The sequence below is a fragment of the Niallia sp. M35 genome, assembly GCF_050971705.1.
GTDB lineage: Bacteria > Bacillota > Bacilli > Bacillales > Cytobacillaceae > Niallia > Niallia circulans_A.
In genome coordinates this window covers 336,426-354,547 of the sequence record NZ_JBPCEP010000002.1, presented here as the reverse complement: position 1 = coordinate 354,547, position 18,122 = coordinate 336,426, and the positions used below count along the sequence as shown (strand labels likewise).

Annotated in this window: 18 protein-coding genes and 1 pseudogene; 2 read left to right on the top strand and 17 right to left on the bottom strand. The window is 36.3% G+C overall.

Annotation, left to right across the window (positions count from 1 at the left end; translation table 11 throughout):
- Window positions 1–42: 42 nt before the first annotated feature.
- The 15 genes and pseudogenes from NiCM35_RS03730 to NiCM35_RS03660 form a co-directional block, all read right to left on the bottom strand.
- Window positions 43–1,206: a Gfo/Idh/MocA family protein gene (locus tag NiCM35_RS03730; RefSeq protein WP_433778663.1), complete on the bottom strand. Its 1,164-nt coding sequence runs from the start codon at window positions 1,204–1,206 to the stop codon at window positions 43–45.
- Between the two features lie 45 nt (window positions 1,207–1,251).
- On the bottom strand, window positions 1,252–2,010 hold the full coding sequence (locus NiCM35_RS03725) for a sugar phosphate isomerase/epimerase family protein (RefSeq protein ID WP_433778661.1): 759 nt from the start codon (window positions 2,008–2,010) through the stop codon (window positions 1,252–1,254).
- 204 nt (window positions 2,011–2,214) lie between these two features.
- A complete protein-coding gene (locus NiCM35_RS03720) occupies window positions 2,215–3,252 on the bottom strand; it encodes a Gfo/Idh/MocA family protein (protein ID WP_433778659.1) in 1,038 nt (345 codons plus the stop codon).
- 109 nt (window positions 3,253–3,361) lie between these two features.
- Window positions 3,362–4,729, bottom strand: coding sequence for an extracellular solute-binding protein (locus tag NiCM35_RS03715; protein ID WP_433778657.1), 1,368 nt, complete (start codon window positions 4,727–4,729; stop codon window positions 3,362–3,364).
- A 27-nt stretch (window positions 4,730–4,756) separates the two neighbouring features.
- Entirely contained in the window at window positions 4,757–5,611 is an 855-nt protein-coding gene (locus NiCM35_RS03710) for a carbohydrate ABC transporter permease (protein ID WP_095332285.1), read from the bottom strand.
- Between the two features lie 19 nt (window positions 5,612–5,630).
- The gene (locus NiCM35_RS03705; RefSeq protein ID WP_433778655.1) at window positions 5,631–6,560 is read right to left on the bottom strand and encodes a carbohydrate ABC transporter permease; all 930 of its coding nucleotides are present in this window, start codon (window positions 6,558–6,560) and stop codon (window positions 5,631–5,633) included.
- 298 nt (window positions 6,561–6,858) lie between these two features.
- Window positions 6,859–7,737, bottom strand: a complete 879-nt coding sequence (locus NiCM35_RS03700; protein ID WP_433778653.1) for an AraC family transcriptional regulator — start codon at window positions 7,735–7,737, stop codon at window positions 6,859–6,861.
- Between the two features lie 338 nt (window positions 7,738–8,075).
- A pseudogene (locus NiCM35_RS03695) lies at window positions 8,076–8,189 on the bottom strand (hypothetical protein); the annotation flags it as partial.
- A gap of 255 nt (window positions 8,190–8,444) precedes the next feature.
- Window positions 8,445–10,526: a BglG family transcription antiterminator gene (locus NiCM35_RS03690; protein WP_433778652.1), complete on the bottom strand. Its 2,082-nt coding sequence runs from the start codon at window positions 10,524–10,526 to the stop codon at window positions 8,445–8,447.
- A 106-nt stretch (window positions 10,527–10,632) separates the two neighbouring features.
- Window positions 10,633–11,268, bottom strand: a complete 636-nt coding sequence (locus tag NiCM35_RS03685; protein WP_163186701.1) for a beta/alpha barrel domain-containing protein — start codon at window positions 11,266–11,268, stop codon at window positions 10,633–10,635.
- Complete coding sequence (dapA, locus tag NiCM35_RS03680; RefSeq protein ID WP_433778650.1) at window positions 11,255–12,181, bottom strand: 4-hydroxy-tetrahydrodipicolinate synthase; 927 nt, start codon at window positions 12,179–12,181, stop codon at window positions 11,255–11,257. Before dapA ends, NiCM35_RS03685 begins: the two co-directional genes overlap by 14 nt.
- Before the next feature lie 79 nt (window positions 12,182–12,260).
- Window positions 12,261–12,848, bottom strand: a complete 588-nt coding sequence (locus tag NiCM35_RS03675; RefSeq protein WP_095332277.1) for an SIS domain-containing protein — start codon at window positions 12,846–12,848, stop codon at window positions 12,261–12,263.
- A 52-nt stretch (window positions 12,849–12,900) separates the two neighbouring features.
- The gene (ulaA, locus tag NiCM35_RS03670; RefSeq protein ID WP_235844517.1) at window positions 12,901–14,163 is read right to left on the bottom strand and encodes a PTS ascorbate transporter subunit IIC; all 1,263 of its coding nucleotides are present in this window, start codon (window positions 14,161–14,163) and stop codon (window positions 12,901–12,903) included.
- Between the two features lie 20 nt (window positions 14,164–14,183).
- Complete coding sequence (locus NiCM35_RS03665) at window positions 14,184–14,471, bottom strand: PTS sugar transporter subunit IIB (RefSeq protein WP_095332275.1); 288 nt, start codon at window positions 14,469–14,471, stop codon at window positions 14,184–14,186.
- A 15-nt stretch (window positions 14,472–14,486) separates the two neighbouring features.
- The gene (locus tag NiCM35_RS03660; protein ID WP_249928268.1) at window positions 14,487–14,936 is read right to left on the bottom strand and encodes a PTS sugar transporter subunit IIA; all 450 of its coding nucleotides are present in this window, start codon (window positions 14,934–14,936) and stop codon (window positions 14,487–14,489) included.
- Between the two features lie 323 nt (window positions 14,937–15,259).
- On the opposite strand from NiCM35_RS03660, the gene NiCM35_RS03655 reads away from it, so the two are divergent.
- On the top strand, window positions 15,260–15,508 hold the full coding sequence (locus NiCM35_RS03655) for a DUF1858 domain-containing protein (RefSeq protein WP_123259708.1): 249 nt from the start codon (window positions 15,260–15,262) through the stop codon (window positions 15,506–15,508).
- Window positions 15,501–16,748 carry a DUF438 domain-containing protein gene (locus NiCM35_RS03650; RefSeq protein WP_433778646.1) on the top strand — a complete coding sequence of 416 codons (1,248 nt, stop codon included), beginning with the start codon at window positions 15,501–15,503 and terminating at the stop codon, window positions 16,746–16,748. The genes NiCM35_RS03655 and NiCM35_RS03650 overlap by 8 nt, the downstream gene beginning before the upstream one ends.
- A 109-nt stretch (window positions 16,749–16,857) precedes the next feature.
- On the opposite strand, the gene NiCM35_RS03645 is transcribed toward NiCM35_RS03650, so the two are convergent.
- Both NiCM35_RS03645 and NiCM35_RS03640 read right to left on the bottom strand, forming a co-directional pair.
- A complete protein-coding gene (locus tag NiCM35_RS03645) occupies window positions 16,858–17,748 on the bottom strand; it encodes a fructose bisphosphate aldolase (RefSeq protein WP_433778645.1) in 891 nt (296 codons plus the stop codon).
- Window positions 17,749–17,853: 105 nt separating this feature from the next.
- Entirely contained in the window at window positions 17,854–18,105 is a 252-nt protein-coding gene (locus tag NiCM35_RS03640; RefSeq protein WP_047941460.1) for a type B 50S ribosomal protein L31, read from the bottom strand.
- Window positions 18,106–18,122 lie beyond the last annotated feature (17 nt).

Sequence of the window (18,122 nt, the reverse complement as noted above, 5' to 3'; positions counted from 1 at the left end):
TCTTATTCTTAAAAAAAAGGACAGACTAATCTGCCCCTGTCTTTAATGAGAACCTTTCACATCTAATGTAATCGATACATGCTTGTTCTTTTTAAAAGTAGATGTCTTTATTCTTTCTTGTAATTTAGCATAAAAAAGATCTTCGTTAATAGGGAGTTCAACCCAATCATCGATCCATGCCGATAAATGCATGGCATTCGAGATTTCCAATCCCTTTATGCCTTCTACACCAGGTCCAAGCAGCTCTGTCCCATTGCGGATAGCATTTACCCAATTTGCTGTGATCCCCTTATGCTGTGTAGCTTCTCCTTTAATAGGAATATCAATTTTCCAGCATTCCGGTTCGCCGAATCCCCCTTTATATTCTTTATTGAATTCTCTTTCCGATTGTCTTAGTCGCCAGAAGGTTAACTTTCCATCCTCTATCACTATTTTTCCGCGATCACCCGATATTTCATAGCGATTCGTTCCAGGAGAATCACCTGTAGATGTAACAAAGACGCCTGTTGCTCCATTCTCATATTCCACATATGCAGTCACATCATCTTCTACTTCAATATCATGAAACTTCCCAAATCCACAAAATGCGCGGACTCGTTTAGGCATTAATCCACTTGTCCATTGCCATAAATCCAGCTGATGCGGATCTTGATTTAGAAGAACTCCGCCTCCTTCTCCAGCCCATGTCGCTCTCCAGCCACCTGAATCATAATAACTTTGTGAACGATACCAATCGGTGATAATCCAGTTTGTTCGTTTAATTTCTCCCACTTCGCCACTTTGCACAAGCTCTCTCAGCTTTTGATATAAGGGATTGGTTCGCTGATTAAACATAATCCCAAATACCTTATCGCTTTTGCTTGCAGCCTCGTTTAATTCCCTTACTTTTTTTGTATATACACCTACAGGCTTTTCAACTAAAACATGAAACCCTTGTTCTAGTGATTGAATTGCCAATGGCGGATGATCATAATGAGGCGTTGCAATAATAACTCCATCCATATCCGCATATTCAAAAAAGCGGTCAACCTGATTGAATTGCTGAATATGCTCTCCTAATGTTTCCTTTGCCCATTTCAATCTTTCTGGATTGCTGTCACATACAGCAACTAATTCCGCTCCCGCAATTTCACCATTATTTAAATACATGGCGTGCGAACTTCCCATATTACCAATACCGATAATGCCTATTTTGACTTTAGCCAATCTTCTCCGTCTCCTTCCTAACCTCGCTTTTTCATTTCTAAAGCTTTACTGCAAAAGTCTTGTTAAACGTTTAAGATTTTCTAAACTTATTCGGAGACTATCCAGCGGATCTCCTGGACAAATATCTTGTTCGACTGCATACCACTCGACTCCAGCTTTTTTACACCAATTTAAAATAGGGGGAAAGTCGATCAGCCCTGTACCAACCTCTGCAAAAGTTTGTCTTTCATCATTTGTCATATCTTTTAAATGAATGATTGGCATTCTATTTGCATAGGGTTTAAGAAATTGCAGCGGATCTTTTCCAGCCTTTTTCACCCAAAAAACATCAATTTCTGCAAAGATCTTATTATCGGAAGTAGGCTCCAATAAATATTCCAGCGCTGATTTCCCATCCATGTCTGTATCAAATTCAAAGGCATGATTATGATAGCTGATGCGAAATTCTGGTGCCTTTTCCGCCACTTCATGCAAAAGCGCCTTTACCCGCTCATACCCGTCTTGATTTCTTACATCCTCTGGTAAAAATGGGCAAACAATGTCTTTTGTGTTATATAGCTTTACTTCCTCCACTACTTGGTCTAAATCGTTTTCTAACCGATCAAGCGGGATATGTATTCCAGCTGTGCCTAGATTATTTTCCTGTAAGGCCTTTGCTACTTCATGCGGATCATAGCCAGCAGGTAATGCAGATAGCTGAACCCCGTCCCACCCCATCTCTTTTAACTCTTTAAATACAGGGGTAATTCCTCTCTTTAATTCTTCTCTTACTGTAAACAATTGGGCAGCAAACTGATTATGCATCGAACTCGCTCCTTTTTTTGTAAAATAAAAAGTCGATACCTCTATCTTAATCGCTAAAATGAGAAACGCATCAGCTAATCTTGTTCATTATTGGCAATTATTTTACCCCTATTGCTTTTTCAATGTCTTAACGCAGACGATTTGCTCAATCGTGCACAAAAATAAAGAAGGTATCATTCTTAAGTAAATATAATCTCCTAAAAACTACATATCTCCTAAACTTCGATTGGAAACAAGGACTTCATCAATTCTGATTTCCCTCCTCAGCTTGGATGATTGGATGATCGCATCAATCATTTGTAAGGAAGGCAGGGCATCTTTGACATGTATATAGTCCTGTCTATTCTCTAAAATAGAAGCATAAAAGCCATCGATCAGTTTTTTATGACTTGCTCCATAATAGAACTTAGAGCCATAAAGCATAGTATCTTCTTCTATCACTATCTTTTTGCCATTTTTATCTAGAATCGTTAACATATTGTCCTTAATGGTCAACTTTTGATTTTCGCAGACGATTTGAAGCTCCACACTTGAGTTATTTCCATTCGCGTTTGTAGCAAAAAAGAACCCGTTAATCCCATTTTTGAAAATTATTCTGGCTGCTGCCGTATCTTCTGTTTCAATGTCATAATCAAGAAGCTGGTCAACAGTTCCTCTTATTGTCGCTATTTCCCCTCCCAAAAGCTGCATTAAATCTAAAGTGTGAATCGCTTGATTAATCATGACTCCCCCACCTGCTAAGTCTAATTTCCCGCGCCACGGCTTATTGTCATAATAGGATTTTGACCTTGCCCAAGTGACGATCCCTTTGATCCCTACAATTTTTCCATACTTATTTTCTGCGATAATCTGCCGCAGTTTTTCAACCGTTTCATTCAAGCGATTTTGAAAACAAATAGCGATTTTCACTTGTTTGTTGTCCTCTTCTAGTTTTAGTAGTTCAAGACCTTCTTCTGTGTGTATAGCCAGTGGCTTTTCTTGCAAGACATGAACACCTTTTTCCACACAAGCTTTTGTCACTGGATAATGAAGATAATGTGGTAAACAAATATGTACACAATCTAACGTTTCCTTCTCCAGCATTTCTTGGTAATCTGTATAAAAATTTATCCCCTGCACACTCTCCCTTCGTGTTTCATCGATATCACTTACTGCTACTAACTCAGCTGTTGGGTTTGCTTGAATAGCAGAGAGGTGAATACTTGATATATCGCCGAGACCAATCACAGCTATTTTTAACATTAGACATGCTCCTCCTTTTATAAAAAACAGGCAGACTGGATACACTTTTTTTCTTTTTTTAGTTTCTAGTATCCCATCTGCCTCATTCCTGCTAATTAGCGTCTATCTTCTAGCGGTTCTTGACCCACTCCTTACTTTCCTTTTGCGCTTTTTCCAGCGCATCTTCTGCACTTCTTTTTCCTGTTAAAGCGGCTTCAATTTCAGATGTTAGAATATAGCGTGGCTGTGAAGAGCCCCAAGGATATCTTGGTGTCATTGGAGTAGACATTGCTTCAAACACAGGGAGCATCAAAGGTTGATCTTTCACACTATCCCATTCTGTTGCTGATTTCACAGATGGTACTAAACCAAGTTCTTCATAGACATATTTTTGAACAAAATCACTTGTGGCAAATTTAAGCCACTCCCAAGCTAATTCTTTGTTCTTGCTGTCTTTGGCAATGGTGATTGGACTTCCTGCAAATAATCCGCCTTGCCCATCATCATTCTTGAACTCTTGCGAAATGGCAATTCGATCGCCAAGTCCTTGGGCATAGACTGATTTTACCGTATCGCCAGGTCCCTGGTTTAGCATAATCGCAATATTATTTTCTTTTGTTAACCATTTTTCATTGCCTTGGTTACTCACAATGCCCTTAGGAGCATAATTTTGCATATCTAGTAGCCAATTTAAGCCATTCAGCATTTCTTTTGAATTAAAAGTAAATTCAACCTCATCCCAGGCAAATCCAGTTCCCCACTGTCCGTTTTGTCCTTCCGCCAGATCGACTAAAGTGAAGGCTGATGACCAGTCACCCCGGAACCAAATCCCATAGTTTTGCTCCCCTGTTTTCGGATTTTTCCCAGTCATTTGTTTCGCCTTTTCCGCGACTTCCTCCATTGTTGGATACTCAGACAAATATTCTACTCCCCATTCATCAAATAACTGTTTATCATAGCTGATAAAACGTGCATCTCCTAAAAATGGAAGCCCGAAAATATCTAACTCCTTACTATCTGGACCTAAAGCTTTCCAACCTTCTACTTGATTATCGATAAAAATATCTAAATCAAATTCTGGATCTTTATCAATCCATGGCTGCAATGGTTCTAACACACCTTGTGGAGCAAAATCAGCAACACCTGGCATTTGATACACATCTGCTTCCCCCGACGTAATCATTGCTTGGGTTTTCTCCGTGTATCCTTCCCAAGGCATCAGAACAAATTTCACAGTAGCACCAGGATGTTGCTTTTCAAATTCTTCTTTCAGCACTTTTACCCCTTTGACTGAATCACCCGTAATCGGATCTGTCTTGTCTTCCATCGCAAAATCACCAATCATCATAACAGTTATTTGCTGTCCCGCCCATTCTCCATCCTTATCGGAGCCTGAGGAACCTCCTGATTTAGAACTACACCCAGCAAGCACAGCACTTATTACCATCATCCATGCCAAAGCAAATGCTGCCGTCTTAGAAAATAACCTCTTTTTCATTTTCCAACCCCCATTTTTTTGAATCTTCTATTCCCCTTTGACACCACTTAAGGCAATACTCTGGATAATATATTTTTGTAAAAATAAATACACAATGACAATTGGTAATACACTTACTGTTGCTAGAGCCATCGTTAACCCGCCGAGACTAGACCCATTTTCCAGCGAGAAACTCGCTAAATAAAGCGGAATCGTCTGCAAATTCAAATCATTAATAACAACTAATGGCCACATAAAATCATTCCAGCTCCAAATGAACGATAAAATGACCATTGTTGCTGCTATCGGACCTGCCAGCGGCAAGTAGACACGAAAGAAAATTTTAAATTCTCCCGCCCCGTCAATTTGTGCCGCTTCCCTTAATGTATCTGGCAGTTGATCGAAAAACTGTTTACATAGAAAAATAAGCATTCCACTAATAACAGACGGAAGAATTAAGGGCCAAAAAGTATTTAATAAGCCAAGTTGATTAAAAAAAGTATATAAAGGGATTAACCGTGGTTCCATTGGGATCATTAATGTACAAAGGACAATGATAAACAAGACTCTTTTTCCTTTGAATTTCCCTTTCGAGAATGCATACCCCGCTAATAAAGAAGCAGATACACTTAAAAAGACAGAACTTACAGTTACAATAGCGGAATTAACATATGCCTGGATAAGTCTTCCATTCTCAAAAACGATCCCATAATTGAAGGATGAAATAGCTTCTGGTATTAGCCTCGGTGGAAAAGGCATAACAATATTAGCTGTTCGATCAAACCCTACGCTGATCATCCAAACAAATGGCGCCATCAAAACAATGCCAAACACGAACAGAACAATATACTTTATAATGGCTGTCATTCTTTCCAGCTTTTTCATGGAGATTGTATTTTTCATCGTCTCCCTCCCCATTAAATTAGATTTTCATTTTCGATATTTTTAAGTTGATAAACGTAAAAATTAAAATAATAATGAACATAATATATGTGGCAGCTGAGGCGATCCCGAATTCAAAACCGGTAAACCCACGCTCGTAAATAAAGGCTCCCATTGTTTGAATGGAACGAGCAGGGCTTCCATTTGGTCCACCGATTACATACACCTCATTAAAACGTTGCAGCGCTCCAATCCAGCCCGTTATTAATAAGAATGCAAATGTCCCCGTCATATTAGGAATCGTAATGAATAGCCACTGCTGCACCCCACTTGCTCCATCAATTTTTGCGGCTTCATACATTTCTGATGGAATTGCTTGAAGATTAGCAAGACATATAATGATAACAAAGCCAATCCAATGCCAAACAGCTAGCAGTATAACGCCCCATTTAGAAGTACTAGGTTCAGAAAACCACCCTGGAGTCGGCAGTCCTATAGAGTCTAACGCAAAATTAACAATTCCCATTTCTGGATGTAAAACAAATTGAAAGATCATGGCCGCAGCAACAATTGAAGTAACATTGGGCAAGAAGTAGATGACTTTAAAGAAATTCTTTCCCTTTCCAACAGAGTTAATTAAGGTAGCAAAAATGAAGCCTAAGGGAATGGTGATTAGGACTTGAAATATTCCGATAAAAAAAGTGTTCCATACAGCATTCCAAAATGGTCCTGATGTTAAGACTGTGCGGAAATTATCTAAACCAGTAAAGCTTTCTATTGTCCCATTTGATTTAAAAAAACTTAATCTAAATGATTCGATAACTGGATAAACCATAAACAGCAAAATCCCTAAAAAACTAGGAATTAAGAAAATATACCATGTCCATTGTGTCGTTCTTCTTTTCTTTTTCTTCTTCGCAGCCTCCATGTACATACTGGTTTCCGTAGCCGTAACATGATTGTTTTCCATAAAATCTCCTTTCCTTAATGGATCGATTTTACTTTTACCACAATATGACAACGCTTTCAATTTTGTAGAAATAATCACGAGATACTAACTATATCTCGCATGCTCATTTCTATAAACAATACTATTACTTTTATCGAGGTTACGTGTTTATGTTCCCTTCTGATTCCATTGTATGAAAGTTATCTATTTTTAACGTGGATAGAATTGTGTAATCTGATGAAGAAATTGTTTTTTATTGCTCTTTTAAATAATCATATTTAAAAATCGTTGCTGTAGAGACATTGTGGGAGAATTTAGCTTAATTCGTGTTTTTCATACGAATTGCTTTGCTATTACGGTATTCTGTAGGAGTTAGTTTCATTTGTTTTCGAAAAAAACGACTGAAATGAGAGGAATCTTCAAATCCTGATTCAAGAGATACTTCAAGAATCGATTTGTCTGGATGGATCTCCAGTAAATATTTGGCGCGGTTTATTCGACAGCTCATGATATATTGCATAATTGTATATCCTGTTACATCTTTAAAAATTCTCGACATATAATACTTGCTAATATTTAAATGATGGGCAATATCATCTAACGTGATTGGTTCACAGAAATGCGTATCAATCCATTCAATCATTTTTTTGACATGAAGATTTTTATCAGATTCAGCATGAATATTATGTTCAAGCTGCTGCTTACTTAACTCATAAACCTTAAATAAAAGCTGCATCAGCATCGATGTTAACTCTCCCACTTGGAAGCGATCGTCGACTGCGTTTTCTTCCTTGGATCTTTTCACTTTCTCTGCCAATTTCTTTATTAAGGCTTTTACTTCAGCAGACTGTTCTTTATCTTTTATATGAAATAAAGTATTGCTCAATTGATTAAAGGGCGATAGCAATTCCGGGACATTTAAATTGTTTAAAAGTGGCCGCAGCCATTCGGAAGAAAATTCAATCACACTGCGCTCATAATAAGCCCCAGGCTCAGGATAGGCTCGATGTAATGTTAGGCCATTCATAATAATTAAGTCATCCTCCTGTAAACGATAAATACGATCACCAATTAAATATTTACATTCTCCCCCATGAAAGTAGTATATTTCATACCTATCATGAGAGTGGTAACTAAAATCTTCATAAGTTTCCACCTTATCCATTAAACGATAGAGTGCGATTATTTTTTCCGTCATCCTTAACCCTCCTATTTAAAGCGTTTTCAATTCACTTGAAAATAAACTTGCCACCATCCCCAACTAATATCTTTACTGAAAATTTTACTCTTATTTATTCTCTATTCTTATGATAGTCACCTTTTAAAATTACAAAATTATATTTAATTTTATTGGTTATTCCTTACAAAATAACTATTTTGAAGAGAAGTAATTGAATTTTCAAAATCTTTAGACTCTCAAAAAGATGGATAAATAGTAGGTGAATTTATCTCGATAAAACATTGTTAGTATAACATCGATATAGGCAAACAAATCCACGAGTGCATGAGTTCGCAGATAGTGCGACTTCGTAGAGCTTGTTTGATAATGTCTTTAGTAGCTGGGTAATATACATCTTTATATGTAATCGTTTTGCTTTCTACACATTCTCCATTAATATAATTTTTTAGTTTTTCAAATACATTTCCCAAAACACTCAATTATTAGTTATTCATATCAACTGTATTTAACTATTCCACTATCAACTTTTGGTTAAGTCTTGATAAATCTCATATGCCCAAGAAAACAACATCGAAATCGTTGTTGCCATAAGAGCACATCACCCAATCAGAATCCGGCATACCGTTCTACTATGTACTTATGTTCCATTCAGAAATTCAATAAGGCAGGGCACCTTCTCTTCATCGGTGCCTTGCCTTCCTTGTTTTACTAGCACTCATCCCTTATTATGGCACTAGCTTTATATTATTTTCTTCCTGGTAGCATATATAATCAAAAACCTCTTCAGAAGTATTACTTGTTTTTAAGATATGATAAAATTCCTCTTTTTCCAGCAATTGTACTAACTGTGAAAGTGCATTCAAATGAAATTCCTGATTAATCGCTGCCAAACAGAAGACAAATTGAACCGGTTTATTAGTATGTTTATCAAAGTATACTGGCTCATTCAATACAGCTATACTTATGGATAATTGATTTACGCCATCTGCTGGTCTTGCATGGGGAAGCGCGACATTTGGCATGATGACCATATAAGGACCATCTTTCCTAGCATTTTCGATCATTTTTTGAATATAATTTTCTGTTATTCTTCTTTCTTGTAATAATGGTAAGGCAGATAAAGAAATGGCATCTTGCCAATTCTTTGCCAATACATGTAATTGAATAAGATTTGGGGAGATAATTTCACTTAAATTTGGTCCCTGCTCTTTTTTTAGCTCTACTTTTTCATTTACTGCAAAGTACTCGTATAATTCTCGCTTCATTTGCTCTTTTTCTTTCACTACAGCATACTTCTCCACAATTTGCGTAATTAATTCTACACTGGGCAATTTAAAAAAGGAATTCCCCAGCTCTGTATAAACATCTCTTATTAACCGAGATTTTTCTGCTATATCCATAACAGGACTTACAATAAAAACAGGTTTTTTCGTATAAAACAAGCGAATATCTGGTACGGTAGAAAATAACAAATCATAATCAACGTCTATTTTATCCAGCTGTTGTGTTTCGATAGGAGCTAAAAAAGTGAACTCGGGAAAAATAGACTTTAAAACGGTATGCGTAATAGAGGAACTCCCCACTCCATTTGGACAAACAATCACACCTACTTTTTTATTTACCTTTCCCTCTTTTTCATTCCTGGATAAGGATGCAAAATGAATCGTCAAATAGGCTACTTCTTCGGCGGGAATAGGATGTTTAAATAGCACGCTAAGCGGCTTCATCGTTTCATTCACGATAGTAAATAGATGATTGTATTCCTCTATAATCTTCTCATACAGTGGATTAACGATTGGCAAATGAAAAAGCAATCTATAATAGGCAGATCGGAAATGCCGGAAAATTTGCTTAGATACTTCTCTTGGATGTTCAAAGCGAATGCCGGAAAAAGATTCAAAACGCATGCGGATATGTTCAACCAAGTCCATAATAAGTGGAAAATCTTCGCGATATTCATCGGCCTCCCCTAATGTTAGACCTAGTACCCAGGCTGTTAAGTAGCAAATATTATCTTCCTTCTGCAAATGATAAAATGATAATAGCTCTTCTGCAAACTGATATTCTTTTGTAGATTTAACCGATTTCCATTCATAGATGAAGTTAACAGATTCCTTCGTTTTTAATCTTGTCTTTAAAAATAAAAAGGAATAAATAAATTCTGTTAACCTGTTCTCGATAAAATGAATCTTATGTTTATTCGAATAAAATAATACAATTTGCTTCATTTGCTCGTAGCTTTCAAGATGATTTTCTCGTAAAAAATAGCCAAATAATTTGGTGTTATTATTTGTATTTAATTCTTTTACTATTAACTTTAATCCTAAATAGCGTATCTCGCTCTCGGTTCCTACCAAATGATATCCCTGTTTCCGATTGTATCCCAAAGAAATTCCCCTATGCTGTAATTTTGCAGCTAAAGCTTTTAAATCTCCCATTATTGTTGTTTTGCCAACCTTTAAAGCATCAATGAAATGGTTTATCGACAGATACTCTATGTTTATGAAAAGATAAAGAAACATATATTGTATCCGTTCCTCACTACTTAACACATACTCATCAACTGGAATAGTATTTGATACCTCATTTATTAATAATTCCCTCGTTTCATAGTCAACAGAAATTTGGTTGTAGCTATTTATTTCGATTGGTTTTTTATGATGGGATGCTAACCAGCTATTTATTTTCTCTAGGCTATAATCAATTTGTCTTTGCGTTAATTTCGTTTGTTCTTGTAAGTTTTGCTTTTCTATAAATGGGCGTTCCATAATTTTTTGGATAATGAGGTATGATCGTTCATCTAGCAAATGACTTCACTCCATTTATTGATACATTTAATAATAGAAGAGAAATAGACTAATGATTGCTGCCTTATTTCTCATTAACTATTTCTCTTGCTTTATTCTCTATGTTTCACTTCTTGTTTCGATATTCCCTTAATTTTTCTACAAGTTCTCTAGCATTTTGTTCAATTTGTGATGATGTTCCTTTTGTTAACAAACTACCGATTCCTACACAGTCAATTCCATTTTCAAACCACTCTATGATATTATCAATCGTTACACCTCCAGAAGCCATTATAGGCATATAAGGAATCGGTGTTTTAAAAACTGTTCCAAGATGGGATCCGTAATAATTAGAAATCGGGAATGCTTTAATCATGGAAGCACCTGATTCCATCGCATCCACCATCTCCGAAATGGTTGTACAGCCTGGAGCATAAGGTACTTGGTATCGATTGCATATTCTACTAACTTCTTCTTTGTAATTTGGTGCAATGATAAATTTCGCTCCAGCTAATATCGCTAATCTTGCTGTTTCTGTATCTAAGACTGTACCAGCCCCTACTAGTAAACGAGCACCATATTTCTCATTTAACCCCTTTATAATTTCCCCCGCATTTGGTAATGTGTAGCTAATTTCTAATACATCTACTCCTCCAGCTAAGCATCCATCTGCAATTTCATAGGCACGTTCTAATGTTTCTACCCTTACAATTGCCATAATTGCTGTATTTTCGATTCTATTAAGAATGTTATTTTTGTACATGAATAGCAGCCCCTTCATACGATAATTGATGATATTTTTGTAGATATGCTGCTATTACCGAGTTAATTTCTTCGATTACATCACTTTTTGGTTCTAAGATTGGATACCTAGCTGGCCCAACTGGAATCTGCGCAAGCTCCATTGCCTTTTTTAAGATAGAAGGGGTGGAACCGAGTTTTAATACTCGACGCAGCTCCTCTAAACTTTGCTGTGCTTCTTCCGCTTCCTGTCTTTCTCCCTTTTGCCAATGGTTATAAATAGAAACATCTATATATGTTAATAAGTTCGAAGTTGCGGCAATTGCTCCTGTCGCTCCTTCATCTAAAGCTTTTAAAATTAAAGAATCAGACCCAGATAAAACAGAAAAAGCCTCTTCTTTTGTCACGCTAATATAGTTTTTAATATTTTCAATGTCCCCGCTGCTATCTTTAATTCCTACTATATTATCCACCTTAGCCAGTCGTGCTACTAATGGCGGGCTTAAGTGAATACCAGTATTTTTCGGAATATTATAAAGTAATATTGGAGTACTTACCGATTCAGCAATTTTTTTATAATGATGATATAATTCATCTTCTGTTAACGACAGAAAATATGGCGTAATGACAGAAAGTGCATCTGCTCCCAGCTTCTCCATTTCTTTTGATAGAGAAATGACTTCTGCTGTGTTATTCCCCCCAGTTCCTACAAAAATGGGAACGCGTTTATTTGTTTCATTAATGACAAGTGAGGCAAATTCGACTTTTTCCTCTCTTGATAAAACATGAAATTCTCCATTCGTACCTAAAATAAATAATCCAGCCACCTTTGAACGGATTAAGCGATTTACTAGATTACGTGTTGCTTGTATATCTATCTTTTGCTCCTGATCGAAAGGAGTAACCATTGCCGTGATGATTCCACTAGGCCTCATTATCTTCACCTCTGTTAAAGTATTTATTTTGCTGGCTATAGAAAAAGTTTCTTCCTCTATAGCCTTTTAAAATTCCCTATTATTTAATGGATTGTCCAAGGGTTCCACCTGGATGCCACTTTACATAAGTTTGTGCATCCAAGCCTATCTCATTTTGAAGTAATACTGATAAGGTTTGCAGTACAAGCAGTTCAGCAACAACAGAAGCTCTAGGAGGCTTATTAAGACCATCCCCCTCCTTTGATACACCTGCAAAAATTGCAAAGTCGCTTTGCCGAGCAATCGAGGACTGCAGATTCCCTGTAAGGGAAATGATAATTGCCCCATTTTCTCTTAAAGTGTGAATCGTCTTTTTTAATTCCTCTGTCTCTCCACTATTGGAAATGGCAATTACGACATCTCCTTCCACTACTTGACCCGACGAGCCATGAATTGCTTCTGTTCCATCTAAAAAGTAGGCTGGAGTTCCGGTAGAGGATAATAAAGATGCACTATAACGGGCAACATAGCTAGGTTTTCCAATACCAGTGAGATGTAATCGTTTTCCTTTTTTTCCAGCATTAATAATACAGGACTTTGCTTCTTCTAGATTAGCTATGGAAATATGATTGATTAATTGATTCATCTCTTCTTGTATCGCTTCTAAATAGTTCTTCGCCTCACTCATTTCTTCTTTTCCTTTCCTCTTGATTTCTTTTTCCCCATAACTTAACTAAAACTTAGTGGAAAAAGCTTAAGAATTTATTGAGAAGCATACCAGTAATATTGTAGTCAATATTTGGAAAAGTTGACCCTTCAATGTTCATACCAGCAAATACCGGATAAAGAACTGTTGGTAAGAGGGCTAGTAATAAGCCAACAACAAATGATCCTGCAACTGCTCCTCTCCAGCCCCCTGTTGAGTTACCAAAAACCGCAGCCGTTCCTCCTGAGAAGAAAGCAATATGAGCAGCAGGTATAATAACAACTGGGAAATCAAAAAACACCATAATAAATACTGCCAAAAGTCCAGCTACATACGCAGACAGGAAACCAACAATTACTGCTGTTGGCGCAAATGGGAAGACAGTTGGAACATCTAGAGCCGGACGCGAATTTGGGATAAATTTCTCCGAGATAGACACAAAAGCTGCTGTAATTTCGGCCAAAAACATACGTACTCCTGTCATTAAAATCGACATCCCTGCTGTAAACATAAATGCTTGGATTAAAGGGAAGACTAGCCAGTGGGTTGTACCAGCTAATTCTTGTGTAACATCTTTTCCCGCCTTTAGAGCAGAGACATAGAAAAGAATCAACATGATAACAGCCATTCCCATCAGAAAATCTCTAAAAAAGGATAACCAAGCAGGAAATTTAATTGATTCCGTGCTTTTCTCTTGATGTTTGCTGAATAACATTCCAATACTGCCTGATAAAGCATAGCCTAACATATTAAAATGCCCTATAGCAGTAGCATTGCTGCCTGTAATTTTCCGCATAAAAGGCTGACATAATTGCGGTAAAGCGGCTGAACAAAAACCTAAAATAACCCCGCCAACAAGGATTGAAATAGTATTTGAATACCCATACGATTTAATAATGAGCGACAGTACACATGCAAAGAATAAACTATGCCCTCCTGTAAAAAAAATATTCTTCATAGGAGTTATTCTTGCAAAAACTAGATTCATTACAAACCCTAAAATCAATGTGCAGGATACAACAAACCCATACTCAGATTGTGCAAGGGCTGTTGCGGCTTCTGGAGATGCGACAACTCCAGTTAAATCAAAGCCATCTTGGAATAAGACATTAAAGTTTTTCAATGCAGCTGTCATCGTACTAGCACCTATTCCAAAGATCAAAAACCCAATCAGTGTTTTAAAGGTGCCAGTCATTACTTCTGTCATTGCCTTTTTTTGTGCCAGCAATCCAATCAATGCAACTAACGCTAGAATAATTGCAGGATTACTAAATAAACTAATTATGAATTGCATCATTTACTAACAGCTCCTTCTATTCAAATTTCCGTTTGCTGTAAAAATGCATTTAATTTTTCAAGAATTTCTTTTTTATCTACAATATTTGCAATACCAATAATATGCTGCTTTATTCCTTTATTACTCAATTCCTGTGCAACATCGACAAGTGTGATTAATATTTCGCCATCAAACCCAGCCACTCCATCCAATGAGGAGTGTTCGACTTGGATAGGCAGTTTATTTTCTTTCACAACCTCATTTACCTTTATCTTTAGCATCAAACTTGAACCTACACCTGCTCGACACGCTACTAATGCTTTATACATAGAAATCTCTCCCTTTTAAATTTTACTAATATATGAAAATATCTCTTTCGGACTACTGCTTGTATCTAACAGCTGAAAAAACTCCTCATTTTCCAAGAGTTTTACCAATTCTGCCAATGCTTCCAAATGACTATTACTATCTGTAGCACTTAAGCAGAACAAGTACTTAACAGGATCATTTGCTTCATTTCCAAACCTAACAGGATATTCTAAAGTAGTAATCCCAATTGCTGTTTCCTTTGCCCCAAATTCTGCAGGAGCATGTGGTAAAGCTACATGCTTAGTAATGACAATATATGGTCCTATTGTTTTAGCAATTTCGATTATTTTATTGACATATTCTTTTGTTATTTTGTTTTTCATTACGAGAGGTAGTGTACCTTTTCTAATTGCTTCCTCCCAATTATCCACCCTCACATTTAATTGGATAAATTCTTCTTCTAAGATATTGCTTAACAATATCACTACCTCCTTTAAAGCAGCTTCCTTTTTTCATTTTCAGCCTTTTTGTATTAACTCTCTTTTAAGCTATACATCCTCCATGTCTTTATTTTTTAAGGTGATCACCTTTAATTAAATTGTAGTTTGTAGCGCTTTCTTCTTCAACGATCATTGAGTTCTTATTTTGTTGGCAACTGAAACAAATCATGAACCTAAATAAAATGGCTCCTGTAAGTGTACTATTGTTTATCCCTTATTTTTAAAGTGTGATTTCCATCACATTTTTGTTTTGGTTATTTTGTTATACTTCCATTGAGAATTATTATCAGCAAAAGAGGTGTTATCGATTGGCTAAAGTATTAGATTTAAATCTAACCATCTTGGAACTAACCACTACTTATCCAGAATTAGTCAGCGTTTTAAAAGATCTTGGCTTTAAAAAGATTACAGATCCTCGGATGATGCAAACTGCCGGACGAATAATGACGATTCCAAAAGGGTGTCGCATGAGAAAAATATCAATGAACACAGTAAAGCAAACTTGCATAGATCATGGATTTACAATTATAGAAGAGAGAAGGGACACATATGAGTGAATTAATTAACAATCGAACAGAATTAAAAAAAGATGCATCTGAGCGCCAGCAGCTTTTAAAAGAAATTATTAAAGATTTACATGCTGGCAGGTCCGTGGAAGAAGTAAAAGCTCAATTTGAAAAAGCAGTTGGTAATATATCGGTATCGGAAATATCACAGCTTGAACAAGCATTAATGGAAGAGGAAGGTATCCCAGTTGAAGAGGTACAACGATTATGTTCTGTGCACACAGCAGTATTCAAAGGATCTATTGATGATATTCATGCCTCCACTTCACAAAAAGCAGAAGAAGAAGCAGGACATCCCATCCATACTTTTAAACTGGAAAATAAGGAAATTGATTTGTTGGTGAATTTCAAGCTTCAGCTTCATTATGAACGATTTGAAAAAGAAGATTCTCCAGACAATATCCAAAAACTTTCAGAAGATATACAATTATTAGTAGAAATCGATAAACACTATAGCCGCAAAGAAAATTTACTATTCCCCTTTCTTGAAAAATACGGTATATATGGACCAACCCAGGTAATGTGGGGAGTAGATGATCGAATTCGTGCAGCTATCAAATTAGCCAAGCAACAATTGGAAGACTATCATGGGGAAAAACAAGACATTCTGAATAATATTTACTTTATCATTCAAGAAGCTACTGAAATGATTTTTAAAGAAGAGAATATTCTCTTTCCAATGGCCCTAAGCACATTAACCGAAGATGAATGGATAAAAATTGCAGCGGAAAGCGAGGAAATTGGCTATTGTTTGATCAAACCGGTCGAAAAGTGGATTCCAAAGCGAGTATCTATGCAAGAGAGCTCTGCTTTAGATAAGATCGAAAGTGGATTGATTCATTTTGAAACTGGAATTTTATCTGTCAAACAGCTTGAGCTGATGCTGAATCATTTGCCAGTGGATATTACCTTTATAGATAAAGATGATGTGGTGCGTTATTTTTCTCATGGAAAAGAAAGAATTTTTGCCCGAACAAAAGCTGTCATTGGACGCACTGTCCAAAACTGTCATCCACCTAAAAGCGTGCATGTAGTAGAAAAGTTATTAAATGACTTTAAATCAGGAAAAAAAGATAGTGAAGACTTTTGGATTAAATTCAAAGATAAATATGTATATATACGGTACTTTGCTGTAAGAAATGAACAAAGCGAATATATGGGAACACTGGAGTTCACGCAGAATATACAACCTATCCAAGCGATAGACGGAGAAAAAAGAATTCTTGATTAATCATATAAAGGCTCTGATAAACAGCATCAGAGCCTTACCATTTAAAATTTCTTTTTCTCATCTTCGGTTTTTCTTTATTAAAAAGGCATTACAATTAAAAATTTCTCGCTTATTTCTTGACGGTGGAAGCTTCGTAAATAGAGGTTACGGCTTCTTTTAAGCTTTGATTGAATTCTTCTTCTGATTGATTGACGTTTAGTTCTTCGCTTAGAGCTCTAGAGAAGCTTGCGATTATATTGTCATTTTCTTTTAATTTTTGATTTGCTTCTTCTCTGCTATATCCTCCGGAAAGAGCAACTACTCGAACTACTCGTGGATGGGTGGTTAATTCTTTATAAGTATTCGCAATAGCAGGAATCGATAGCTTTAACATGACATTTTCATTTTCGTTTAGCTCATCGAGATGCTTTAACAATTCTTCTTTCAAAATAGCCTCAGACTGTTCTCTATCCTGACTATAAATATCTACTTCCGGTTCGATAATTGGTACTAAGCCTGCTGCTATTATTTGTTTTCCTATTTCAAATTGTTGTTCCACAACTTCTTTAATTCCATCTCGATTAGCTTCCTTAATAACAGAACGCATTTTTGTTCCAAAAATATTACGTTCATTGGCACGTCGCAAAATTTCATCCAAATCTGGGATTGGCTTCATTAGCTGAACTCCATTTGCTTGATCTGCTAATCCTTTATCAATTTTTAAAAAGGGAAGGATGTCTTTTTTCTGTGCTAAATAATCCGCCGTATACATACCTTCAATCTTGCTATCCATCGTTTGTTCAAATAAGATTGCTCCAAGAATATATTCAGAATTAAATGCTGGGGAAGTAATAATCCTTGTCCGCATTTTGTGTACCAAATCAAACATTTCCTCGTCATTCGTATAAGCACTTTCTGGCACTCCGTAATGAAGCAGCGCTTTTGGCGTACTGCCACCACTTTGGTCTAATGCAGCAATGAACCCTTTTTTCGTTTTCATTCTCTCTAATTGGCTGTTCATATTTTTATCCTCCTTTTCAATTGCACGTTCTACTTAAATTATTCACATTCGCAAGGGAGTTAAAACATTTCATTAGAAAAGAAAACGAAAAACACACCTCTTTTATTATGACTTTTTTTGTTTATATTTTTCATAAAAGCGTTCCACTCTACCACCACGATCGGAGAATTTTTGACGTCCAGTATAAAAAGGATGTGTATCAGAACTGATTTCTACTTTTAGAAGCGGGTAGGTTTTTCCATCTTTCCAAACAATTTCTTCTTTTGATTGTTTAGTGGATCCAGATAAAAATTGGAATCCGCTATTAACATCCATAAAAACAACTTCTTGATAATTTGGATGTATTCCTTTTTTCATACTAATCATTCCTCCAA